Below are 22,866 nucleotides of genomic sequence, written 5' to 3' on the forward strand. Positions count from 1 at the left end.
CGGGTGACGGGTACGGATGTGCGGACGGAATCGGAAGACCCGGGATCCGGCGGCTACGCGGCGGCCCGGCTGCGCCTCCTCACGGAGGGGGCGCGGTCCGGGCCGCCGCGCCGCGCCGCCCTCGCCGGACTGACCGACGACTGGCTCGCCGGGCTCCTCACCGCGGCGGCCGGGCAGGCGCACGGCCTCTCCCTCGTCGCCGTCGGCGGCTACGGCCGCGGCGAGCTGTCCCCGCGCAGCGACCTCGACCTCCTGCTGCTGCACGACGGCTCCGACCCCACCGCCGTCGCGGCGGTCGCCGACCGCCTCTGGTACCCCGTCTGGGACCTCGGCATCGCCCTCGACCACTCCGTGCGCACCCTCGCCGAGGCCCGCAGGACCGCCGGGGAGGACCTGAAGGTCCAGCTCGGTCTGCTCGACGCCCGGCACCTGGCCGGCGACCTCGGCCTCACCGCCGCACTGCGCACCGCCGTCCTCGCCGACTGGCGCAACCAGGCCCCCAAACGCCTGCCCGAACTCCAGGAACTGTGCGCCGAGCGCGCCACGCGCCAGGGGGAGCTGCAGTACCTCCTGGAACCCGACCTCAAGGAGGCCCGCGGCGGTCTGCGCGACGCCACCGCCCTGCGGGCCGTGGCCGCCTCCTGGCTCGCCGACGCACCGCGCGAGGGCCTCGCCGACGCCCGCCGCCGGCTGCTCGACGTACGCGACGCCCTCCATCTCGCGACCGGCCGCGCCACCGACCGCCTCGCCCTGCAGGAGCAGGACCAGGTGGCGGCCGAGCTGGGCCTGCTGGACGCCGACACGCTGCTGCGGCAGGTCTACGAGGCGGCGCGCGTCATCTCGTACGCCAGCGACGTCACCTGGCGCGAGGTCGGGCGGGTGCTGCGCTCGCGGGCCGTGCGCCCCCGGCTGCGCGCCATGCTGGGCGGCGCGAAGCCGGTCGCCGAGCGCTCCCCGCTCGCCGAGGGCGTCGTGGAACAGGAAGGCGAGGTGGTGCTCGCCCGCGCCGCCCGCCCCGAACGCGACCCCGTGCTGCCGCTGCGCGCCGCGGCAGCCGCCGCGCAGGCCGGACTGCCGCTCTCCCTGCACGCCGTACGGCGCATGGCCGCGACCGCCCGCCCCCTGCCCACCCCCTGGCCCGCCGAGGCCCGAGAGCAGCTGGTGACCCTGCTCGGCTCCGGCCGCCCGACCGTCGAGGTCTGGGAGGCCCTGGAGGCCGAAGGCCTGATCAGTCGCCTGCTGCCGGACTGGGAGCGGGTCCGCTGCCGTCCCCAGCGCAACGCGGTCCACATCTGGACCGTCGACCGGCACCTGATCGAGACGGCCGTCCGCGCCTCCGAACTCACCCGCCGGGTCAGCCGCCCCGACCTGCTCCTGGTCGCCGCCCTGCTGCACGACATCGGCAAGGGCTGGCCCGGCGACCACTCCCTGGCCGGCGAGATCATCGCCAGGGACGTGGCCACGCGGATCGGCTTCGACCGCACGGACGTGCGCGTCCTGTCGGCGCTGGTCCGCCACCATCTGCTGCTGATCGAGACGGCCACGCGCCGCGATCTGGAGGACCCCGCCACCGTCCGCTCGGTCGCCGAGGCGGTCGGCACGCAGAGCACGCTGGAGCTGCTGCACGCCCTCACCGAGGCGGACGCCCACGCCACCGGCCCGGCCGCCTGGTCCTCCTGGCGTGGCTCCCTCGTCGCCGACCTGGTCCGGCGCGTCTCGGCCGTCCTCGCCGGGGACGCCCCGGACGAGCCCGAGCCGGCCGCGCCCTCGGCCGAACAGGAGCGCCTGGCCATCGAGGCCTACCGCACCGGCGGCCCGGTCCTCGCCCTGCGCGCGCAGCCCGAACCGGTCCCCGACGAGGAACCCCCGGGGGGGCCGGAACCCCTCGGCGTCGAACTCGTCATCGCCGTGCCCGACCAGCCGGCCGTGCTCCCGGCGGTCGCCGGTGTCCTCGCCGTGCACCGCCTGACCGTCCGCACCGCCGAACTGCGCACCCTGCGGCTGCCGGACGACGTCGACGACGGCTCGGTGCTGCTCCTGAACTGGCGGGTGGCCGCCGAGTACGGCTCCCTGCCCCAGGCGGCCCGGCTGCGCGCCGACCTGGTCCGCGCGCTGGACGGCTCCCTGGACATCGCGGGCCGCCTGGCCGAGCGGGACGCGGCCTATCCCCGCCGCCGCGGCGTCGCGGCCCCGCCGCCCCGGGTGACCGTGGCCCCGGCGGCCTCCCACCACGCCGCCGTGATCGAGGTCCGCGCCCAGGACGCCCCGGGCCTGCTCCACCGGATCGGCATGGCCCTGGAGAAGGCGGGCGTACGCGTGCGGAGCATGCACGTGAGCACGCTGGGCTCCAACGCGGTCGACGCCTTCTACGTCACGACCGGCACGGGGGCCCCGCTGCCCGGGGAGGACGCCGCCTCGACGGCGAGGGTGCTGGAGGAGACGCTCCGGGCGTGACCTAGCGGCCCACCGGATCGGTGGGCCGGGACGAATGGGTTGCGCGGCCGGATACCCTGGAGGGCAGCCCGAACCGACTCCGACATCGAGGACCGACGCCACCGTGTTCGATACCCTCTCCGACCGCCTCAGCGCGACTTTCAAAAATCTCCGCGGCAAGGGGCGCCTCAGCGAGGCGGACATCGACGCCACGGCGCGCGAGATCCGTATCGCGCTCCTCGAAGCCGACGTGGCGCTGCCCGTCGTGCGCACGTTCATCAAGAACGTCAAGGAGCGCGCGCTCGGGTCCGAGGTCTCCCGTGCGCTGAACCCCGCCCAGCAGGTCCTGAAGATCGTCAACGACGAGCTCGTGACGATCCTCGGCGGCGAGACCCGCCGGCTCCGCTTCGCCAAGCAGCCCCCCACCGTGATCATGCTGGCGGGTCTGCAGGGTGCCGGTAAGACGACCCTCGCGGGCAAGCTCGCCAAGTGGCTCGGCGAGCAGGGCCACTCCCCGCTGCTGGTCGCCTGTGACCTCCAGCGCCCCAACGCCGTGAACCAGCTCAGCGTCGTCGCCGAGCGCGCGGGCGTCGCCGTGTACGCGCCGGAGCCCGGCAACGGCGTCGGCGACCCGGTCAAGGTCGCCAAGGACTCCATCGAGTTCGCCAAGTCCAAGGTCCACGACATCGTGATCGTGGACACCGCCGGCCGTCTCGGCATCGACCAGGAGATGATGCAGCAGGCCGCGGACATCCGCGACGCCGTCTCCCCGGACGAGATCCTGTTCGTCGTCGACGCGATGATCGGTCAGGACGCCGTCAACACCGCCGAGGCCTTCCGCGACGGCGTCGGCTTCGACGGCGTGGTCCTCTCCAAGCTCGACGGTGACGCCCGCGGTGGTGCCGCGCTCTCCATCCGGCAGATCACCGGCAAGCCGATCATGTTCGCGTCGAACGGCGAGAAGCTCGACGACTTCGACGCGTTCCACCCGGACCGGATGGCCTCCCGCATCCTCGACATGGGTGACCTGCTCACCCTGATCGAGCAGGCGGAGAAGACCTTCAGCCAGGAAGAGGCCGCCAAGATGGCCTCGAAGCTGGCGTCCAAGAAGGGCCAGGACTTCACCCTGGACGACTTCCTGGCCCAGATGGAGCAGGTCCGCAAGATGGGCTCCATCTCCAAGCTGCTCGGCATGCTCCCGGGCATGGGCCAGATCAAGGACCAGATCCAGAACATCGACGAGCGCGACGTCGACCGCACCGCCGCGATCATCAAGTCGATGACCCCGGTCGAGCGCCAGGACCCGACGATCATCAACGGCTCCCGCCGCGCCCGTATCGCCAAGGGTTCCGGTGTCGAGGTCAGCGCGGTCAAGAACCTGGTCGAGCGGTTCTTCGAGGCCCGCAAGATGATGTCCCGCATGGCCCAGGGCGGCGGCATGCCGGGCATGCCGGGGATCCCGGGCATGGGCGGCGGCCCCGGCCGGCAGAAGAAGCAGCAGAAGAAGGCCAAGGGCAAGCAGCGCTCCGGCAACCCGATGAAGCGCAAGCAGCAGGAGCTGGAGGAGGCCCAGCGCCGCGAGGCCGCCGCCCAGGGCGGCAACGCGCTCGGGCTGCCGCAGCAGGGCGCCCAGGACTTCGAGCTCCCGGACGAGTTCAAGAAGTTCATGGGCTGAGGTCCCCGACGGGAGGCCGGGGGCCGGCCGGTGCCGTGACGACCGCGGACGACCGGCCCCGCGCCGCCCCTTCCGCCGTCCGGCACCGTTTCCCGCCAACCTGCCGGCCGCGCGGGCGCCCCCCCCGCGAGCGGGGCGCCGGCGCTAGGGCCGCCGAGAGCACGCACCTGACGCCGCGCGGCCGCCCTTCGGGCGACGACGCGCATTGTCAGACAGGCCCTAGGACACGCGCGCGATCAGGTACCGGAAGACGTTCGGCATCCACACGGTGCCGTCCGCCCGCCGGTGCGGGTGCAGCGCCTCCGTCAGCTCCTTGTCCACCTGCTTGGCGTCGGTCGCGGCCACCGCCGGGTCGAACAGCCCGGTCGACAGCAGCCCGCGTACGGCGCTGTCGAGGTCGGCGTACCCGAACGGGCAGGACACCCGCCCCGAGCCGTCCGGCCGCAGCCCCGCCCGCTGGGCGACCTCCTCCAGGTCGTCCCGCAGGGCCGGCCGCCAGCTGCGCGCGCTGCGCAGCGGATCGGCCAGTTTCGTCGCCACCCGCAGCACCGAGGAGGTGGCGCAGCGCTCCGGCGGGCCCCAGCCGGCCAGCACCACGGCGGCCCCGCGCCCGGTCAGCGGCAGCGCGGCCGCCAGCAGCTCGCCGAGCCCCTCGGAGTCCCCCGCGAGGCAGCCGATCGGCTCGAAGACGGTCACCAGTGTGTACGCGGCCCCCTGCGTGTCGGCCGCGTCCGCGGGCGAGCCCTCCACGAGCCGTGTGCCCGCACGCGTACGCGCCGCGCGGCGGCCGCCGCTCCTGCCGCGGGCGGCGTCCGGCAGCAGCCGCTCGCGCGCGAGGGCGAGCCGCTCGGGGGAGGAGTCGACACCGGTGACCGCGGCCCCTCGGGAGGCCGCCATCAGCAGGGCGAGCCCGGAGCCGCAGCGCAGGCCCAGCAGCCGGGTGGCGGGGCCCACTTCAAGTCGCTCGAAGACGGACTCGTAGAGCGGGACCAGCATCCGCTCCTGGATCTCGGACCAGTCACGCGCACGTGCGCTCGGGTCCACGCGGGACGCGGAGTCCGCGCGGGACACGTGCGGCCGCACGAGCGTAGGTGTCATAGGTAAGCGCCCCAATCCGCCGACAGTTCACCGCTGTGCCCGATTGCGTGGCCCCCGTGCCGTGCGCGCGCACTTCCCACGTATGCCAGGTAACTCCCGGCTCGCGGTGGCGTCCAGGGGTCGTGGGGCCCCGCTTGGCCCCGGAGCCCGGGTGTGGCGAGATTTCACATCCCGGCAATCCGGATGGCCGTACGGTGTCCGCTCCGGGCGGACGGGCCGGTACCGGGGGCTTCGGTGGCTCGCGGTAACGCCACGGCCGCCTCGGACGCTGACCTAGGAGAGGCCCGGCACCAAGAGCGACCGAAACGTCTCTTGCGCATCCGCCGACGATGGTGGCACCGGGTCCTACTGGCGGGGTCGTAGCGCGGACTACGCACCAGCTTGGTATGAGCTGTGAGGCTTCTCCGCAGATCAGCGCACCCGCCCTCGTCAGGACGCATCAGCGGCAACTGACGGGTACGTGCAAATTATTTGGGATGCCCCGGAATAGGAACACAGCGGCACCCCCGCTCGTTGTCATTACGTGAGCACGACACAGACACCACCTGTTCTCGCCGCAGAGCTGGCGCAGGCGTGGGCCGACATTCAGCGGTACCACCCCGAGCTGCCTGACCTTGCCGCGCCAGAGTCCCTGATCGGGGAGTCGTCGTCCGCGTGCGGTCACGAACTCTCCTTCGAGCGACTGCTTCACGAGGCAGTCCACGGCATCGCAGCCGCCCGCGGGATCCGCGACACCTCCCGCGCCGGCCGCTACCACAACCGCCGCTTCCTCGCGATCGCCGAGGAACTGGGCCTCGACCACCCCGAGGAGCCGCATCCGAGCAGCGGCTTCTCGCTGGTCACGCTCAATCCCGAGGCGAAGCGGCGCTACCGCCCCACCATGGAGCGCCTCCAGCGCGCGCTGAAGGCCCATACGGCCGCCACCTCCGCCGACACCTCCCGCACCTTCCGCGGACCGGCCGCCCGGCACGGCTCCTCCGGTGGTGGCGTCCGGGTCAAGGCCGTGTGCGACTGCGGTCGCAACGTCCGGGTGGTCCCCTCGGTCCTCGCCCAGGCGCCCATCGTCTGCGGCGGCTGCGGGAAGCCGTTCAGGATCCCGGAGGTCGTGGGAGCGGCCTAGTCGCGGACCACGGAACACCGGCATCTCGTGGGTGCCGGGTCGTGGACAGCGACGAGCAGGGCAGCGCACCCGACGTGACCTCACCTCCACGCCGGGTGCCGCTCAGGCATGCCCGGCGGCGGCCTACTCACCCGCCGCCGGAAGCGACCCGCGGGGTATGGCACAATGGCTAGCTGTACTCGACAGCCGCACAGGACCCCTCTCTCCTCCGGCTGACGCGTCCATCGGGCATTCGGGTACCGCAACCCCACGCGGCAGCTCGCCGTGCCCAACCACGTCAAAATCAGGAGAATCCACTCCCGTGGCAGTCAAGATCAAGCTGAAGCGTCTGGGCAAGATCCGTTCGCCTCACTACCGCATCGTCGTCGCCGACTCCCGTACCCGCCGTGACGGCCGGGCCATCGAGGAGATCGGCAAGTACCACCCGACCTACAACCCGTCGGTCATCGAGGTGGACGCCGAGCGCGTGGCGTACTGGCTGGGTGTCGGCGCGCAGCCGACCGAGCCCGTTCTCGCCATCCTGAAGAAGACCGGCGACTGGCAGAAGTTCAAGGGCGAGCCGGCCCCCGCGCCGCTGCTCGTCGCGGAGCCCAAGGCCACGCGTCCGTCGTTCGAGGCTCTCGCCGGTGACGACGAGGGCAAGGGTGAGGCGATCACCCAGAAGAAGAAGGCTGAGAAGAAGGACGAGGCGGCCGCCGAGTCCGAGTCGACCGAGGCCTGAGCAGCATGCTCGAAGAGGCGCTTGAGCACCTCGTGAAGGGCATCGTCGACAACCCTGACGATGTGCAGGTCGCCTCGCGCGACCTGCGCCGCGGGCGCGTGCTGGAGGTCCGGGTGCACCCCGACGACCTCGGCAAGGTGATCGGCCGCAACGGCCGCACCGCGCGTGCCCTGCGTACCGTCGTGGGCGCCATCGGCGGTCGCGGTGTCCGCGTCGACCTCGTCGACGTGGACCACGTCCGCTGACGCTTCATCGCAACCGGCTCGGGCCGGGGAGGGCCACTGGGCCGTCCCCGGCCCGTAGTCGTATGACAGGAGATCTGTACTCGTGCAGCTGGTAGTCGCACGGATCGGCCGCGCCCACGGCATCAAGGGCGAGGTCACCGTCGAGGTACGTACCGACGAGCCGGAACTGCGGCTCGCCCCGGGCGCCGTTCTGGCCACCGACCCGGCCTCCGCCGGGCCGCTCACCATCGCCACCGGCCGCGTCCACAGCGGCCGCCTCCTCCTGCGCTTCGACGGCGTCACCGACCGCAACGGCGCCGAAGCACTCCGGAACACCCTGCTGATCGCCGAGATCGACCCGGAGGAGCTGCCCGAGGGCGAGGACGAGTACTACGACCACCAGCTCATCGACCTCGACGTGGTCACCGAGGACGGGGAGGAGGTCGGCCGGATCACCGAGATCTCGCACCTGCCCTCGCAGGACCTGTTCATCGTCGAGCGGCCCGACGGCACCGAGGTGCTGATCCCCTTCGTGGAGGAGATCGTCACCGAGATCGACCTGGAGGAGCAGAAGGCCGTCATCGCGCCGCCGCCGGGCCTGATCGACGAGCGCGCCGAGATCGCCTCGACCCGGGACGAGGGAGCATGAGGCTCGACGTCGTCACGATCTTCCCCGAGTACCTCGAACCCCTGAACGTGTCCCTCGTCGGCAAGGCACGCGCGCGGGGGCAGCTCGACGTGCAGGTGCACGACCTGCGGCACTGGACGTACGACCGGCACAACACCGTCGACGACACGCCCTACGGCGGGGGTCCGGGCATGGTCATGAAGACCGACCCGTGGGGCGACGCCCTGGACACCGTCCTCGCCGACGGCTACGAGTGCGGCGCCCACGCTCCCGCGCTCATCGTGCCCACCCCGAGCGGTCGCCCCTTCACCCAGGAACTCGCCGTCGAACTCTCCGAGCGTCCCTGGCTGATCTTCACCCCGGCCCGCTACGAGGGCATCGACCGGCGCGTCATGGACGAGTACGCCACCCGCCTGCCCGTGTACGAGGTCTCCATCGGCGACTACGTCCTCGCCGGCGGCGAGGCGGCCGTGCTGGTCGTCACCGAGGCCGTGGCCCGGCTGCTGCCCGGAGTCCTCGGCAACGCCGAGTCCCACCGCGACGACTCCTTCGCTCCCGGCGCGATGGCGAGCCTCCTGGAGGGTCCCGTGTACACCAAGCCGCCCCTGTGGCGCGGGCGGGACATCCCGGACGTGCTGCTCAGCGGCCACCACGGGAAGATCGCCCGCTGGCGGCGGGACGAGGCGATCAGGCGCACGACCGCGAACCGGCCCGACCTGATCGAGCGCTGCGACCCCAAGGCCTTCGACAAGAAGGACCGCGAGATGCTCTCCATCCTCGGCTGGGAACCGGACCCGCAGGGCCACCCGTACGGCCGATTTTGGCGCCGGGCCGGGGGCATGGAAGAATAGAGCGCTGTTGTGCGTCCGTCCGGCGTGCGCCCCTGCCACAGGGGGACACGACGCCCGTCCCGATCCGCACGGCAGTCTCCTGTACACCTAGCTCCCGTTGATGACCTGTGGCATCAGCGAAGAAAGCAGACGAAATGTCTCACCTGCTCGACACCGTCGACGCCTCGTCGCTGCGCAGCGACGTCCCGGCCTTCCGTCCGGGCGACACCGTCAACGTCCACGTCCGCGTCATCGAGGGCAACCGCTCCCGTGTGCAGCAGTTCAAGGGCGTTGTGATCCGCCGCCAGGGCGCTGGCGTCCGCGAGACCTTCACGGTCCGCAAGGTCTCGTTCTCCGTCGGCGTCGAGCGCACCTTCCCGGTGCACACCCCGATCGTCGAGAAGATCGAGCTGGTCACCCGCGGTGACGTGCGTCGCGCGAAGCTGTACTACCTCCGTGACCTGCGCGGCAAGGCCGCGAAGATCAAGGAGAAGCGCGAGAACTGAGCGCTTCCCCGGCGTCACAGCGGGGCCGGATAGCATCTGGCCCCGATGGACACCGAAGCACAGCCGACGGAACGCGACCGCACCTGCGGCCCGGAGCAACCGGGTACGCGGGAGCGGTCGCGTTTCGCGTTCGTGACGCGGATCGCCGAGTGGCTCCCGGGCGGCCGCGTCACCCTCACTCTCCTCGCCTGCCTGGCGTTTTTGCTCCTCCTCAACGCTTTCGTGGTGCAACCGTTCCAGATTCCGAGCGGATCCATGGAACAGGGGTTGAGGATCGGGGACCGCGTTCTCGTAAATAAGTTGGCGTACCGTTTCGGTGCCCAGCCGAGCCGCGGCGACGTGATTGTGTTCGACGGCACCGGGTATTTCGGGGACGCCGACTACGTCAAGCGCGTCGTCGGAGTGAGCGGAGACCACGTGGTCTGCTGCGACAAGAAGGGGAGGCTCGAGGTGAACGGCCGGGCGGTCGACGAGACGGCGTTCCTCTATCCCGGGGACAGCGCCTCCAGCGTGCCCTTCGACGTCGTCGTGCCCGCCGGGCGGCTCTTCGTCCTCGGTGACCACCGCAGCGACTCCAGCGACTCCCGCGACCACCTCGGCTCGCCCGGCGGCGGCATGATCCCCGTGGGCGACGTCATCGGCCGGGCCGACTGGATCCTGTGGCCGTACGACCACTGGACGCACCTCGCGAGGCCGTCCGCCTACGCGCGCGTGCCCGCCGCCGCGGGGGGCGCCCATGGGTAACCGCGGCAAACCGCGCGGGGTGCCCAGCACGCCCGCCGACGACCTGCTGCCCACCGGGGTGCGCCGCACCTCGTCGCCCGGGGGCGGCCGCTCGCGCGCGGAGCGGCGGAAACTGCAGCGCAAGGTCAAGCGCAAGCGCAGGCGTTCAGCCGTTCGGGAGATCCCCCTTCTGGTCGGTGTCGCCGTCCTCATCGCGCTGGTCCTGAAGACCTTCCTCGTCCAGGCGTTCGTGATCCCGTCCGGCTCCATGGAGCAGACCATCCGGATCGGCGACCGCGTCCTGGTCGACAAGTTCACCCCGTGGTTCGGCTCCCAGCCGCAGCGCGGGGACGTCGTCGTCTTCCACGATCCGGGCGGCTGGCTGGCGGACGAGCAGACCCCGAAGAAGCACGACCCCGTCGGCGTCAAGCAGGTCAAGGAGGGCCTGACCTTCATCGGCCTGCTGCCGTCCGACAACGAGAAGGACCTGATCAAGCGGGTCATCGGCGTGGGCGGTGACCACGTCAAGTGCTGCGACGCGCAGGGCCGCGTCACCGTCAACGGCGTTCCCCTCACCGAGGGGTCCTACCTGTACCCGGGGAATTCGCCCTCGGCCACGCCCTTCGACATCACCGTCCCCCAGGGCCGGCTGTGGGTGATGGGCGACCACCGGGACGACTCCGCGGACTCCCGTGCCCACCAGAACACCCCCTACGGCGGCACGGTCTCCGAGAAGTCGGTCGTCGGCCGCGCCATGGTGATCGGCTGGCCGATCGGCCACTGGACGCGCCTGGAAGAACCTAAAACCTTCGCAAGCGTTGCCCACTCCGTGTCGGGTGCGACTGCGGCTCCCCGCCTGTCGCATAGGGTTGCCCCCGAGAATCCGAACGGAATGACCCAGCTCCCGACCCCTGCGGAACTCCCGCTCGTTATGGGAGTGGTGGGCCTGCGCCGTATGCGGGGCAGGCGGCGGCACGGAGTAAGGAGTTGGCGTGGGGGATGTGGCGGTTGGCGCACTGTCGGGACACGACGGCGAGGAGCACCGCGGGCACCCCGTGGAAGCGAACGCCCCTGTGCCGGACGGCGCCATGACCTCCGGGAATGACGCGACGGGCGGCGAGGGCACGCCGGCGGACGAGCAGCGCCCCCGGACCGCGGACGCGGGCGGCGGCGAGGACGTGCGCCGGCCGAGGAAGCCGCGCTCCTTCTGGAAGGAGCTGCCGATCCTGATCGGCATCGCTCTGGTCCTGGCGCTGCTGATCAAGACGTTCCTGGTGCAGGCGTTCTCGATCCCGTCCGACTCGATGCAGAACACCCTCCAGCAGGGTGACCGCGTCCTGGTCGACAAGCTCACCCCGTGGTTCGGCTCCAAGCCCGAGCGCGGCGAGGTCGTGGTCTTCCACGACCCCGACAACTGGCTGGCGGGTGAGCCGACGCCCACCCCGAACCCGGTGCAGAAGGTCCTCAGCTGGATCGGCCTGATGCCGTCGGCGGAGGAGAAGGACCTGATCAAGCGGGTGATCGGCGTCGGCGGCGACACCATCGAGTGCAAGAACTCGGGCCCGGTGCTGGTCAACGGCCACGCGCTGAACGAGCCGTACGTCTACCCCGGCAACACGCCTTGCAGCGTCGACGACCAGGGCGGCCAGTTCAAGGTGAAGGTCCCCAAGGGCTTCATCTGGGTGATGGGCGACCACCGGCAGAACTCCCGTGACTCGCGGTACAACCAGTCGGACAAGAACCACGGCTTCGTCCCCGTCGACAAGGTCGTCGGCCGCGCGATCGTCAAGGCCTGGCCGATCAACCGCTGGGGCACCATGCCCGTCCCGGACACCTTCGACCAGCCCGGCCTCGGCAACCAGTCCTCCGCCGCGGCGTCCCTGACCGTGGCCCCGGAGGGCGTCGCCGTCGCGGCGGTGCTCCCGGTCGCGGTGTGGCGGCGCCGGCGCGCCGACCGCCTGCGGAACACGACCGAGCACACGGCGGCCACCGGGAAGCGGTGAGCCCGGCCGCGCCGCGGACAGGGCCCCTCTGTGAAGACCCGGGAAAGCTGTTCCCAGGGTCGTGAAAGAGGGGGCTCCCCCCGTTCGGTACCGGCAGGTAGGGTGCGGGTCCATGGGTGGCGAGAGCACGACGCGTACGGCCCCGCACAGCGGTGGCACAGGGACGGCACAGACGGGCGGCAGCCGGCTCGGGCAGCGGTTGTCGGGACTCGCGGTCGCGCTGGGCCTGGTGCTCTTCCTCGGCGGTTTCGCCTGGGGAGCCGTGGTCTACCGGCCGTACACCGTGCCCACCAGCTCCATGACGCCCACCATCGACGCCGGTGACCGGGTGCTGGCCCAGCGCGTCGACGGCGCCGATGTGCGCCGCGGTGACGTGGTCGTCTTCCGCGACACGAGCTGGGTCACCAACGCCGACGTGGTCAAGCGCGTGGTCGCGGTCGGCGGCGACACCGTCTCCTGCTGCACCGACGGCAAGCTGACCGTCAACGGCAAGCAGATCGAGGAGCCCTACCTGCCCGCGGGCAGCCTGGCCGAGAACCAGAACTTCCCGACGGTGACCGTCCCCAAGGGCCGCCTCTTCCTCCTCGGCGACGAGCGTCAGGGGTCCCTGGACTCCACGGCCCACCTGACGGACGCGGCCAAGGGCACCGTCTCCCGCGACGCCGTGGCCGCCCGTGTGGACGCCGTCGTCTGGCCCTGGAAGGGCATGCTCAAGCGCCCCACCGGATTCGAGGCCCTGGGCGCGCTCTCCCGGCCCGGCCCGCTGACCACCATCGAGCTGCTGATCGTCGCCGGCGCCGTCCTGGTCCTCGGCGGGGGCGCCTATGGCCCCATCGCCAAGCGGACGGGCGGCTCCCGGGCCCGCGGCGCGCGTGCGGAGGCGGCCGGTGCCCGCTGAGACCGGGCACACGGACGAGGAGCAGCACGAGGGCGGCCTGCGCCGGGTGGCCCGGGTGGTCCTGCTCGACCCAGAAGACCGCATCCTGCTGCTGCACGGCCACGAGCCGGACGACCCGTCCGACGACTGGTGGTTCACCCCCGGGGGCGGGTTGGAGGGGGCCGAGACGCGCGAAGAGGCCGCGCTGCGGGAACTCGCCGAGGAGACCGGCATCACCGAGGTCGACCTCGGACCGGTGCTCTGGCGGCGCAGATGCTCCTTCCCGTTCGCGGGCCGCCGCTGGAACCAGGACGAGTGGTACTACCTGGCCCGTACGACCCAGACCGCGACGGCGGCGACGGGCCTGACGGAGCTGGAGCGGCGCAGTGTCGCCGGAGCGCGCTGGTGGACGTGTCAGGAACTGACCCGGGCACATGAGACGGTGTATCCGACCAGACTCGCCGAGCTGCTGCGTACGCTGCTCGACGAAGGTCCCCCGACCGGCCCCGTGACCCTCGACCCGGAAATCGCCTGAGGGTCCGTGGGACTGGCGCACAATGGGGGGATCGCACGGCTGAAGGGGAACATGCCATGAGCGCCGAGGACCTCGAGAAGTACGAGACCGAGATGGAGCTGAAGCTCTACCGGGAGTACCGAGATGTCGTCGGTCTGTTCAAATACGTGATCGAGACCGAGCGGCGTTTCTATCTCACCAACGACTACGAGATGCAGGTGCACTCGGTTCAGGGCGAGGTCTTCTTCGAGGTGTCCATGGCCGACGCCTGGGTCTGGGACATGTACCGGCCGGCCCGCTTCGTCAAGCAGGTTCGCGTCCTCACGTTCAAGGACGTGAACATTGAGGAGCTGAACAAGAGCGACCTGGAGCTCCCGGGCGGGTGACGGGTTTTTCCACAACCGCCGGGTAGCCCACCAAGATCAACACGGGTGGGCCGGATGCGTGACCGTTGGCGCCGGAGGTGGTGCCGACATGAGCAAGGCACGCAGTGCACTCGGCAAGTACGGCGAGGGCCTGGCCGCGCGGCGGCTGGCCCAGGCCGGGATGACGGTCCTGCAGCGCAACTGGCGCGCCGGGCGGACCGGTGAGATCGACATCGTGGCGAGGGACGGCGACGTCCTCGTCGTCTGCGAGGTGAAGACCCGCAGGGGCGGGCGCTACGAGCACCCGATGGCCGCGGTCACCCCCGAGAAGGCCGCACGGCTGCGGGGGCTGGCCGAACGCTGGATCCATGCCCACGGGGGAGCCCCGCCGGGAGGCGTTCGCATCGACCTGGTCGGTGTCCTCCTGCCCCGTCGGGGCGCCCCCGCCGTCGAGCACGCACGGGGGGTGGCCTGAATGGGATTCGCCCGCACCTGCTCCGTCGCCCTCGTCGGCGTCGAGGGCGTGGTCGTCGAGGTCCAGGCCGACCTCGAACCCGGCGTCGCCGCGTTCACCCTGGTGGGCCTCCCGGACAAGAGCCTGACAGAAAGCCGCGACCGGGTACGGGCGGCGGTGGTGAACTCGGGTGGCGAGTGGCCGCAGAAGAAGCTCACGGTAGGGCTCAGCCCGGCGTCGGTGCCCAAGGCGGGTTCCGGTTTCGACCTGGCCGTCGCCTGCGCGGTGCTCGGTGCCGCCGAGCGCATCGATCCCCGCGTGCTCGCCGACATCGTCATGATCGGAGAGCTGGGCCTGGACGGCCGGGTGCGCCCGGTACGCGGCATCCTGCCTGCGGTGCTGGCCGCGGCCGACGCCGGCTACGAACAGGTGGTCGTACCGGAGTGCGCCGCCGCGGAGGCAGCGCTGGTCCCCGGTGTGTCGGTCCTCGGCATCCGCAGCCTGCGGCAGCTCGTCGCGGTGCTGACCGACGAGCCGGTGCCCGATGAGGAACCGGAGCAGCAGGGCCGCCCCGACCCGCTGCTGGCCGGACTGCGGGTGCCGGGCACGGGCGCCGCCACCGGCATGCACAGCCTCGGCGCCGCACAGCACGACCACGATCACGACCTGGCGGACGTCGTCGGCCAGACCTCGGCCCGGACGGCAGTCGAGGTGGCCGCCGCGGGCGGGCACCATCTGTTCCTGGAGGGGCCGCCCGGTGCGGGAAAGACGATGCTCGCCGAGCGACTGCCCGCGGTGCTGCCCCGGCTGACCAGGGAGGATTCCCTGGAGGTCACGGCGGTCCACTCGGTGGCGGGACTGCTGCCGCCGGGCAAGCCGCTGATCGACATCGCCCCGTACTGCGCCCCGCACCATTCGGCGACGATGCAGTCACTCGTCGGCGGAGGTCCGGGCATCGCCCGCCCGGGAGCGGTGTCCCTCGCCCATCGCGGTGTGCTGTTCCTGGACGAGGCGCCAGAGTTCCACGGCCAGACCCTCGACGCCCTGCGGCAGCCCCTGGAGTCCGGGCATGTCGTGATCGCGCGCAGCGCGGGCGTGGTCCGTTTCCCGGCCCGCTTTCTGATGGTGCTGGCCGCGAATCCCTGTCCCTGCGGACGCTTCTCCCAGCGCGACGCCCTGTGCGAGTGCCCGCCGTCGGTGATCCGCCGCTATCAGGCCCGGCTCTCCGGGCCGCTGCTGGACCGGCTGGACCTGCGCGTCGAGGTCGATCCGGTCACCCGGGCCCAGCTCACCGAGCCCGGTGCGCGCGGGGAGTCCACGGTGACCGTGGCCGACCGGGTGCGCGAGGCCCGGGAGCGGACGGCCGCCCGCCTCACCGGAACGCCGTGGCGCACCAACAGCGAGGTGCCCGGGCGGGAACTGCGCAGCCGGTACCAGGCCGCCGCCGGCGCGATGGACGAGGCCGAACGCAACCTGGAGCGGGGCGTGCTCACCGCCCGGGGGATCGACCGGGTGCTGCGTGTCGCCTGGACGGTCGCCGACCTCGTCGGGCGCGACCGCCCGAACGCGACCGACGTGGCCCTGGCCCTGCAACTGCGCACCGGAGTCCCCCGAGGGGTCCCGGCCGCCATCGGGGCGCTGACATGAGCGCGGAGGAGGACCCGGATGACGAACTCCTCGGTCGGGTCCTTCTCTCGCGGGTGATCGAGCCCGGGGACGAGGCCGGGGGGCGGTGGGTGCGGGAGTTCGGGGTGGGGGAGGTGGTGCGGAGGCTGCGCGGCGACGAGCCGTTGCCCGGGGTCGGCGCGGCGCGCTGGGCGGGGCTGGTGGCCCGCGCCGCACGCGCCGAACCTGAGCGGGACCTCGCGACGGCACGGGCCGCCGGCGCTCGGTTCGTGGTGCCGGGGCACGCCGAGTGGCCCGGGCAGCTCGCCGACCTCGGAGACGCCCGGCCCATCGGGCTCTGGCTCCGCGGCCGCCCCAGCCTGCGGATGTGGGCGCTCAGATCGGTCGCCGTGGTGGGCGCGCGGGCCTGCACCGAGTACGGCACCCACACGGCCGCCACCCTCGCCGCCGGACTCGCCGAGCGGGGCTGGGTCGTGGTGTCCGGCGGCGCCTACGGCATCGACGGCGCTGCCCACCGCGGCGCCCTCGCCGCCGCCGGTGCCACCGTCGCCGTCCTGGCCAGCGGTGTCGACCGGCCCTACCCCCGCGGCCACACCGCCTTGATCGAGCGGATCGCCGAGCAGGGACTGGTGGTGGGCGAACTGCCGCCGGGAGACCATCCGACCCCGAGCCGGTTCATCCTCCGCAACCGGGTGATCGCCGCCCTGACCAGGGGCACCGTCGTCGTGGAGGCCGCCTGCCGCAGCGGCTCGCTGGCCACCGCGAGGGCCGCGCAGCGCCTCGGCCGGTTCACCATGGGCGTGCCCGGCCCCGTCACCAGCGCACTCTCCGCCGGTGTGCACGAACTGCTGCGCGCCGAGGCCGCCCTGGTCACCGACGCCGCGGAAGTCGTCGAGCTGGTCGGTGACATCGGCGAGCTGGCCCCGCCCCGCAGGGGCCCGGTTCTGCCGCGTGACCTGCTGGAACCGGCCGCCCGTACCGTCCTCGCCGCGCTGCCCGGCGACTGCGCTGCCCCCGCCGCGGAGATCGCCCTGGGCGCGCGCACCACAACGGACGAGGCGATCGCGAGACTGTACGAACTCCGCGCACTTGGTTACGTCGAACGACACGGCGATGGCTGGAAGTTGACACGCCAGGCGGTGACCTCGGTCCGAACCGCCCGCCACCCGTGCTGACCGAGCGTGTTCGGCCGTCCGGGGGAACACCCGACGCCCTTGGGGTTTCCCGGAGTTGACGCATTCCGCCCGTCACACAGAGCGAGCTGCGCAACGTCGTCCCGGGGCCGGTCCGGCGGCACCGCGCACGGGTGGAGCCTCACTGTTCGCGCACCGCGACTCCTCAGTCACGCTACGCTCACGAAGGTGCTGGCGCAGACCGCGCCAACTCGACACCAGACCGACAGCTCACCCAGGCAGACCACTTTCGGCCCACGACCCACCAGCTCGCCCCACTTACAGCACTTCACGGCACTTCACGGCAGAACGGCACAAGGCGACGAATGCCCCAGCACACCTCCGGGTCCGACCGGGCGGCCATCCCCCCAGCCGCCCGCGACGGTGGCAGCGTGCGGCCGCCCGCTCCCTCGACGCTCGACGAACTGTGGCGGTCGTACAAGGCCACGGGGGACGACCGGCTGCGGGAGCAGCTGATCCTGCACTACTCGCCGCTCGTGAAATACGTCGCGGGCCGGGTGAGCGTCGGCCTGCCGCCCAATGTGGAGCAGGCCGACTTCGTCTCCTCCGGGGTGTTCGGGCTGATCGACGCGATCGAGAAGTTCGACGTCGACAGGGAGATCAAGTTCGAGACGTACGCGATCACCAGGATCCGCGGCGCGATGATCGACGAGCTGCGGGCGCTGGACTGGATCCCCCGGTCGGTGCGGCAGAAGGCACGCAACGTGGAACGGGCCTACGCCACCCTGGAGGCGCGGCTGAGACGCACCCCGACCGAGGGTGAGGTCGCCGCGGAGCTCGACATGGAGGTCGAGGAACTCCACGCGGTCTTCAGCCAGTTGTCGCTGGCCAACGTGGTGGCGCTGGAGGAGCTGCTGCACGTCGGCAGTGAGGACGGCGACGGCCTGAGTTTCATGGACACGCTGGAGGACACCGCCGCGGACAACCCCGTGGAGGTGGCCGAGGACAGGGAACTGCGCCGGTTCCTCGCGCGGGCCATCAACACGCTGCCCGACCGGGAGAAGACCGTCGTCACCCTGTACTACTACGAGGGCCTCACCCTCGCCGAGATCGGCAACGTGCTCGGTGTCACGGAGAGCCGGGTCAGCCAGATCCACACCAAGTCGGTGCTCCAGCTGCGGGCCAAGCTGGCGAGCTTCGGCCGCTGAGTCGGCTCCCGTTCGCCGGGGCGCCTCCGTAGAGTGGTTGACGTGCCAAGGATTCGAGCGGCCTCCGTGGCCGAGCACCGGTCGATGCAGCGAGCCGCCCTGCTGGACGCGGCACGGTCCCTGCTGTCCGAGGGCGGGACGGAGGCGCTGACCTTCCCCGCGCTGGCCGAGCGGACGGGACTCGCGCGATCGTCCGTGTACGAGTACTTCCGGTCACGCGCGGCCGTGGTCGAGGAGCTGTGCGAGGTCGACTTCCCGTTGTGGGCGGCGGAGGTGGCCGCCACCATGGAGCGCGCCGACTCCCCCGAGGGCAAGGTCGAGGCGTACGTCCGACGGCAGCTGGCGCTGGTCGGGGACCGGCGGCACCGGGCAGTGGTCGCGATCTCCGCGAGCGAGCTGGACGCGGGGGCGCGGGAGAAGATCCGGGCGGCGCACGGCGGGCTGGTCGCCATGATCGTGGAGGCGCTGGGGGAGATGGGGCACGACCAGCCTCGGCTTGCGGCGATGCTGCTGCAGGGGGTCGTGGACGCGGCGGTGCGGCGGATCGAGCTGGGAGCCGCGGAGGAGCCCGAGGCCGTGACGGAAGCGGCCGTGACCATGGCGCTGCGGGGTGTGCGGGGCTAGGCGGAAAGCCGGCCGCCCGTCCACGATCCGGGGTCCTGGATCCCGGAAGGGCTGGGGCCGCGTAGCTGCCCGAGATAACCTCGCCAGCCGCCAGCCGCCGCATCCGGGTGTCCGGGGCCATTGGTGTGCCCGACGTGCACGGCGCCGACTCGCCTTCCGGTACGCGGGGTTGAGGTCCTGCGGGATGCTGCGGTACGAGCCGTGGCGCCGCTCTCCGCGCTACGGCCCGAGCACCGGCAGCAGTCTCGACGGCCCCCTGTCCAGCAGCCACGGAGGCAGCAGCGACAAGGGGTCCAGATAGACCTCCCCCCGCAGCAGCCCCCAGTGCAGACAGGCCGTCGTACCGCAGTGCGCCCCCGTCGGCCCGACGGTCCCCACCACCTCACCGGCCCCCACCTCGTCCCCCTCGCGCACCGAGGGGATCACCGGCTCGTACGTCGTCCGCAGGTCCGTGCCTGCCAGCTCCACCGCCACCACGCCCCGCCCGGCCACCCGCCCCGCGAAGGACACCCGGCCCGCCGCCACCGCCCGTACCGGCGCCCCGGGTGACGTCGCCAGGTCGACACCCCGGTGCCCGGGGCCGTACGCCGTCGCCGGAGGTTCCCAGCCGCGCAGCACCACCGGCCGGACGCCCACCGGCCAGACCCGGCCGACCGCCGGCACCCGGCCGGGGGCCGGTGGCGGTACCCTCGCGGGCGGCTCCGCCCAGGCCAGAGGGGTGAGCGTGATCACCGCCGGCACCACCAGCAGACCCGCCCACCACAAGAGCCATCGCATCACTCGTCGCATGCGGACACCGTCCCGCGGCCCCGGCGATCACGGCCGGACCCTGTGCGCTACTCCCCGGTTGTGGAGAGCGGCGTCACCCGGCGCCCCGGCGGTCCCGTACACTTCTCATGGCGATCCGGGTCACCGGGTCGACTTCGCACGCCCAGGTGCGGCACCCGGAAAGGGTTCGTACCAAGCGCCTCTCGGTCCTTCGTGGCACGGCGCACCACGGGCGTCAGGCGCGTCCGCCGTCCGGCGGACGCGGCACAACCGAGAAACTCAAGGAGATACGGCCATGGCCGTCGTCACGATGCGGGAGCTGCTGGAGAGCGGCGTCCACTTCGGTCACCAGACCCGTCGCTGGAACCCGAAGATGAAGCGCTTCATCTTCACCGAGCGCAACGGCATCTACATCATCGACCTGCTCCAGTCGCTGTCGTACATCGACCGCGCCTACGAGTTCGTCAAGGAGACCGTCGCCCACGGCGGCACGGTCATGTTCGTCGGCACCAAGAAGCAGGCGCAGGAGGCCATCGCCGAGCAGGCCACCCGCGTCGGCATGCCCTTCGTCAACCAGCGCTGGCTGGGCGGCATGCTCACCAACTTCTCGACCGTCTACAAGCGTCTGCAGCGCCTCAAGGAGCTCGAGCAGATCGACTTCGAGGACGTCGCGTCCTCCGGTCTGACCAAGAAGGAGCTGCTGGTCCTCTCCCGCGAGAAGGCCAAGCTGGAGAAGACCCTCGGTGGTATCCGCGAGATGCAGAAGGTGCCCAGCGCCGTCTGGATCGTGGACACCAAGAAGGAGCACATCGCGGTTGGTGAGGCCCGGAAGCTCAACATTCCGGTCGTCGCGATCCTCGACACCAACTGCGACCCCGACGAGGTCGACTACAAGATCCCGGGCAACGACGACGCGATCCGTTCCGTCACCCTGCTCACCCGTGTGATCGCCGACGCCGTCGCCGAGGGCCTCATCGCCCGTTCCGGCGTGGCCGGCGGCGCCAAGGGCGAGAAGGCCGCGGGCGAGCCGCTCGCCGAGTGGGAGCGCGACCTGCTCGAGGGTGAGAAGAAGGACGAGGCTCCGGCCGCCGAGGCCCCCGCCGCCGAGGCCGCTCCGGCCGCCGAGGCCCCCGCCGCCGAGGCCGCTCCGGCCGCCGAGGCTGCTCCCGCCGAGGCTCCGGCCGCCGAGGCCCCTGCCGCCGAGGCCGCCCCGGCCGCCGAGGGCGAGCAGGCCTGACGTCAGTGTTGACGGCGGGGGCGGCGACATGAAGTCCGCCCCCGCTGTTCACCCGTAGGTCGGCACGCCGTCCGCGGCCCGCGTTCACATGTGGACCGCAGACCGTACCGATCTCCGATCTCCCAAGACTTCGAGAAAGACTCACAGACTCATGGCGAACTACACCGCCGCCGACGTCAAGAAGCTCCGTGAGCTCACCGGCGCCGGCATGATGGACTGCAAGAAGGCGCTGGACGAGGCCGAGGGCAACGTCGACAAGGCCGTCGAGGCGCTGCGCATCAAGGGCCAGAAGGGCGTCGCCAAGCGCGAGGGCCGCTCCGCCGAGAACGGCGCCGTGGTCTCCATCATCGCGGACGACAACTCCTCCGGTGTCCTGGTCGAGCTGAAGTGCGAGACGGACTTCGTCGCCAAGGGCGACAAGTTCCAGGCCGTGGCCAAGACCATCGCCGAGCACATCGCCAAGACCTCCCCGGCCGACATCGAGGCACTGCTCGCCTCCGAGATCGAGGCCGGCAAGACCGTCCAGGCGTTCGTGGACGAGGCCAACGCCAACCTCGGTGAGAAGATCGTCCTGGACCGCTTCGCGCAGTTCTCCGACGGCTACGTCACCGTCTACATGCACCGCACCATGCCCGACCTGCCCCCGCAGATCGGTGTCCTGGTCGAGCTCGACAAGCCGAACGCCGAGGTCGCCAAGGGCATCGCCCAGCACATCGCCGCCTTCGCGCCGAAGTACCTCGCCAAGGAGGACGTGCCGGCCGACGTCGTCGAGTCCGAGCGTCGCATCGCCGAGGAGACCACCCGCGCCGAGGGCAAGCCCGAGGCCGCGATCGCCAAGATCGTCGAGGGTCGCCTCAACGGCTTCTTCAAGGACGCCACGCTGCTCGGCCAGCCGTACGCGCTGGACAACAAGAAGTCGGTCCAGAAGGTCCTGGACGAGGCCGGTGTCACCCTGAAGCGCTTCACGCGCATCAAGGTCGGCATCTGAGTCCGTACCGCGATCGACGCGCGACCCACGGAGAAATCCCGATAGGGTCGACAGCAGTCGTCCGCGCACACCGCCACACCCGGGTGTGGGGCGGACGGCAGCAGATCTGACGAGGAGGCCATTGCCGCGCATGGGAGCGAAAAGCGACCCCATCGGCAATGGCCTTCTTCGTATGTGCAACATGTGAAAGAGGCGGGATCTCCCATGACCACCAAGGCCCAGACGAGCGACGACGGCAAAGTACGCGGCCGGTTTCTGCTGAAGCTGTCCGGAGAGGCCTTCTCCGGTGGCGGGGGCCTGGGCGTGGACCCGGACGTGGTGCACAAGATCGCCCGGGAGATCGCGGCCGTGGTGCGGGACGGCGCGCAGGTCGCGGTCGTCATCGGCGGCGGCAACTTCTTCCGCGGCGCCGAACTCCAGCAGCGCGGCATGGACCGGGCCCGTTCCGACTACATGGGCATGCTCGGCACCGTGATGAACTGCCTCGCCCTCCAGGACTTCCTGGAGAAGGAGGGCATCCAGTCCCGGGTCCAGACGGCCATCACCATGGGCCAGGTCGCCGAGCCGTACATCCCGCTGCGCGCCGTGCGCCACCTGGAGAAGGGCCGTGTGGTCATCTTCGGCGCCGGTATGGGCATGCCGTACTTCTCCACCGACACCACCGCCGCCCAGCGCGCCCTGGAGATCGACGCCGAGGCGCTGCTCATGGGCAAGAACGGTGTGGACGGGGTCTACGACTCCGACCCCAAGACCAACCCCGACGCCGTCAAGTTCGACTCCCTCGGCTACGGCGAGGTCATCACCCGGGACCTGAAGGTCGCCGACGCCACCGCCATCACGCTGTGCCGCGACAACAAGCTCCCGATCCTCGTCTTCGAGCTTCTCGCGGAGGGCAATATCGCCCGCGCCGTCAAGGGTGAGAAGATCGGCACGCTGGTGGGTGACCAGGACAGCCGGCACTGACCGGCGCACCCCCGTCGCCCCGGGGCGAGCCACCTGTCCGAGGGACGGACGGGACGCGCCCTGGCCGGGGGATGGACAATGTCCTGCCGGTCGGGAACCGTGCAGGAAGAAGACGCGACGCAGCCGGCCGCCGACCGACTTCAGGAAC

At 71.6% G+C, this 22,866-nt stretch carries 24 protein-coding genes; 22 read left to right on the plus strand and 2 right to left on the minus strand.

Annotated features, from left to right (window positions below; genetic code table 11):
- Positions 1–3: 3 nt before the first annotated feature.
- Entirely contained in the window at positions 4–2,454 is a 2,451-nt protein-coding gene (locus ACZ7FF_RS23065) for a [protein-PII] uridylyltransferase (RefSeq protein ID WP_470814132.1), read from the plus strand.
- A 103-nt stretch (positions 2,455–2,557) separates the two neighbouring features.
- Complete coding sequence (ffh, locus tag ACZ7FF_RS23070; RefSeq protein WP_470814133.1) at positions 2,558–4,108, plus strand: signal recognition particle protein; 1,551 nt, start codon at positions 2,558–2,560, stop codon at positions 4,106–4,108.
- 219 nt (positions 4,109–4,327) lie between these two features.
- Here the strand turns inward: ffh and ACZ7FF_RS23075 are convergent, their stop codons facing one another.
- Positions 4,328–5,206, minus strand: a complete 879-nt coding sequence (locus ACZ7FF_RS23075) for a class I SAM-dependent methyltransferase (protein ID WP_470814134.1) — start codon at positions 5,204–5,206, stop codon at positions 4,328–4,330.
- Between the two features lie 523 nt (positions 5,207–5,729).
- On the opposite strand from ACZ7FF_RS23075, the gene ACZ7FF_RS23080 reads away from it, so the two are divergent.
- The 17 genes from ACZ7FF_RS23080 to ACZ7FF_RS23160 all read left to right on the plus strand — a co-directional run bounded on the left by ACZ7FF_RS23080 (position 5,730) and on the right by ACZ7FF_RS23160 (position 18,762).
- On the plus strand, positions 5,730–6,326 hold the full coding sequence (locus tag ACZ7FF_RS23080; protein WP_470814135.1) for a hypothetical protein: 597 nt from the start codon (positions 5,730–5,732) through the stop codon (positions 6,324–6,326).
- A 301-nt stretch (positions 6,327–6,627) separates the two neighbouring features.
- Entirely contained in the window at positions 6,628–7,047 is a 420-nt protein-coding gene (gene rpsP, locus ACZ7FF_RS23085) for a 30S ribosomal protein S16 (protein WP_470814136.1), read from the plus strand.
- Between the two features lie 5 nt (positions 7,048–7,052).
- Positions 7,053–7,292, plus strand: a complete 240-nt coding sequence (locus tag ACZ7FF_RS23090; protein WP_005479813.1) for an RNA-binding protein — start codon at positions 7,053–7,055, stop codon at positions 7,290–7,292.
- Between the two features lie 82 nt (positions 7,293–7,374).
- Positions 7,375–7,920, plus strand: a complete 546-nt coding sequence (gene rimM, locus ACZ7FF_RS23095) for a ribosome maturation factor RimM (RefSeq protein ID WP_470814137.1) — start codon at positions 7,375–7,377, stop codon at positions 7,918–7,920.
- Positions 7,917–8,750 (plus strand): tRNA (guanosine(37)-N1)-methyltransferase TrmD, encoded by an 834-nt coding sequence (trmD, locus tag ACZ7FF_RS23100; protein WP_470814138.1) that lies wholly within the window; start codon positions 7,917–7,919, stop codon positions 8,748–8,750. The genes rimM and trmD overlap by 4 nt, the downstream gene beginning before the upstream one ends.
- Before the next feature lie 134 nt (positions 8,751–8,884).
- A complete protein-coding gene (rplS, locus tag ACZ7FF_RS23105; protein ID WP_470814139.1) occupies positions 8,885–9,235 on the plus strand; it encodes a 50S ribosomal protein L19 in 351 nt (116 codons plus the stop codon).
- 45 nt (positions 9,236–9,280) lie between these two features.
- Positions 9,281–9,979 (plus strand): signal peptidase I, encoded by a 699-nt coding sequence (lepB, locus tag ACZ7FF_RS23110; RefSeq protein ID WP_470814140.1) that lies wholly within the window; start codon positions 9,281–9,283, stop codon positions 9,977–9,979.
- Positions 9,972–11,063 carry a signal peptidase I gene (lepB, locus tag ACZ7FF_RS23115; RefSeq protein ID WP_470814141.1) on the plus strand — a complete coding sequence of 364 codons (1,092 nt, stop codon included), beginning with the start codon at positions 9,972–9,974 and terminating at the stop codon, positions 11,061–11,063. The genes lepB (ACZ7FF_RS23110) and lepB (ACZ7FF_RS23115) overlap by 8 nt, the downstream gene beginning before the upstream one ends.
- Positions 10,951–11,961, plus strand: coding sequence for a signal peptidase I (gene lepB, locus ACZ7FF_RS23120; protein WP_470814142.1), 1,011 nt, complete (start codon positions 10,951–10,953; stop codon positions 11,959–11,961). Before lepB (ACZ7FF_RS23115) ends, lepB (ACZ7FF_RS23120) begins: the two co-directional genes overlap by 113 nt.
- A gap of 112 nt (positions 11,962–12,073) precedes the next feature.
- On the plus strand, positions 12,074–12,859 hold the full coding sequence (gene lepB / locus ACZ7FF_RS23125) for a signal peptidase I (protein WP_470814143.1): 786 nt from the start codon (positions 12,074–12,076) through the stop codon (positions 12,857–12,859).
- Positions 12,849–13,373 (plus strand): NUDIX hydrolase, encoded by a 525-nt coding sequence (locus tag ACZ7FF_RS23130; protein WP_470814144.1) that lies wholly within the window; start codon positions 12,849–12,851, stop codon positions 13,371–13,373. Before lepB (ACZ7FF_RS23125) ends, ACZ7FF_RS23130 begins: the two co-directional genes overlap by 11 nt.
- A gap of 56 nt (positions 13,374–13,429) precedes the next feature.
- Positions 13,430–13,738, plus strand: a complete 309-nt coding sequence (locus ACZ7FF_RS23135; protein WP_003965949.1) for a DUF2469 domain-containing protein — start codon at positions 13,430–13,432, stop codon at positions 13,736–13,738.
- An 88-nt stretch (positions 13,739–13,826) separates the two neighbouring features.
- Positions 13,827–14,192: a YraN family protein gene (locus ACZ7FF_RS23140; RefSeq protein WP_470814145.1), complete on the plus strand. Its 366-nt coding sequence runs from the start codon at positions 13,827–13,829 to the stop codon at positions 14,190–14,192.
- Positions 14,193–15,818, plus strand: coding sequence for a YifB family Mg chelatase-like AAA ATPase (locus tag ACZ7FF_RS23145; protein WP_470814146.1), 1,626 nt, complete (start codon positions 14,193–14,195; stop codon positions 15,816–15,818).
- Positions 15,815–16,972, plus strand: coding sequence for a DNA-processing protein DprA (gene dprA, locus ACZ7FF_RS23150; protein WP_470814147.1), 1,158 nt, complete (start codon positions 15,815–15,817; stop codon positions 16,970–16,972). The genes ACZ7FF_RS23145 and dprA overlap by 4 nt, the downstream gene beginning before the upstream one ends.
- Positions 16,973–17,295: 323 nt before the next feature.
- Positions 17,296–18,138 (plus strand): RNA polymerase sigma factor WhiG, encoded by an 843-nt coding sequence (gene whiG / locus ACZ7FF_RS23155; protein ID WP_470814148.1) that lies wholly within the window; start codon positions 17,296–17,298, stop codon positions 18,136–18,138.
- Positions 18,139–18,204: 66 nt separating this feature from the next.
- Positions 18,205–18,762, plus strand: coding sequence for a TetR/AcrR family transcriptional regulator (locus ACZ7FF_RS23160; RefSeq protein ID WP_470814218.1), 558 nt, complete (start codon positions 18,205–18,207; stop codon positions 18,760–18,762).
- Positions 18,763–18,981: 219 nt separating this feature from the next.
- Here ACZ7FF_RS23160 and ACZ7FF_RS23165 read toward each other — a convergent pair whose 3' ends face one another.
- Positions 18,982–19,539, minus strand: a complete 558-nt coding sequence (locus ACZ7FF_RS23165; RefSeq protein WP_470814219.1) for a murein hydrolase activator EnvC family protein — start codon at positions 19,537–19,539, stop codon at positions 18,982–18,984.
- Positions 19,540–19,825: 286 nt separating this feature from the next.
- On the opposite strand from ACZ7FF_RS23165, the gene rpsB reads away from it, so the two are divergent.
- From rpsB to pyrH, 3 genes are all read left to right on the plus strand, one after another.
- Positions 19,826–20,767, plus strand: coding sequence for a 30S ribosomal protein S2 (rpsB, locus tag ACZ7FF_RS23170; protein WP_470814149.1), 942 nt, complete (start codon positions 19,826–19,828; stop codon positions 20,765–20,767).
- 151 nt (positions 20,768–20,918) lie between these two features.
- On the plus strand, positions 20,919–21,755 hold the full coding sequence (gene tsf, locus ACZ7FF_RS23175) for a translation elongation factor Ts (RefSeq protein ID WP_470814150.1): 837 nt from the start codon (positions 20,919–20,921) through the stop codon (positions 21,753–21,755).
- Positions 21,756–21,959: 204 nt separating this feature from the next.
- Positions 21,960–22,718: a UMP kinase gene (pyrH, locus tag ACZ7FF_RS23180; protein ID WP_470814151.1), complete on the plus strand. Its 759-nt coding sequence runs from the start codon at positions 21,960–21,962 to the stop codon at positions 22,716–22,718.
- The last annotated feature ends 148 nt before the right edge of the window (positions 22,719–22,866 follow it).

The sequence above is a fragment of the Streptomyces sp. NPDC037126 genome (genome assembly GCF_055605965.1).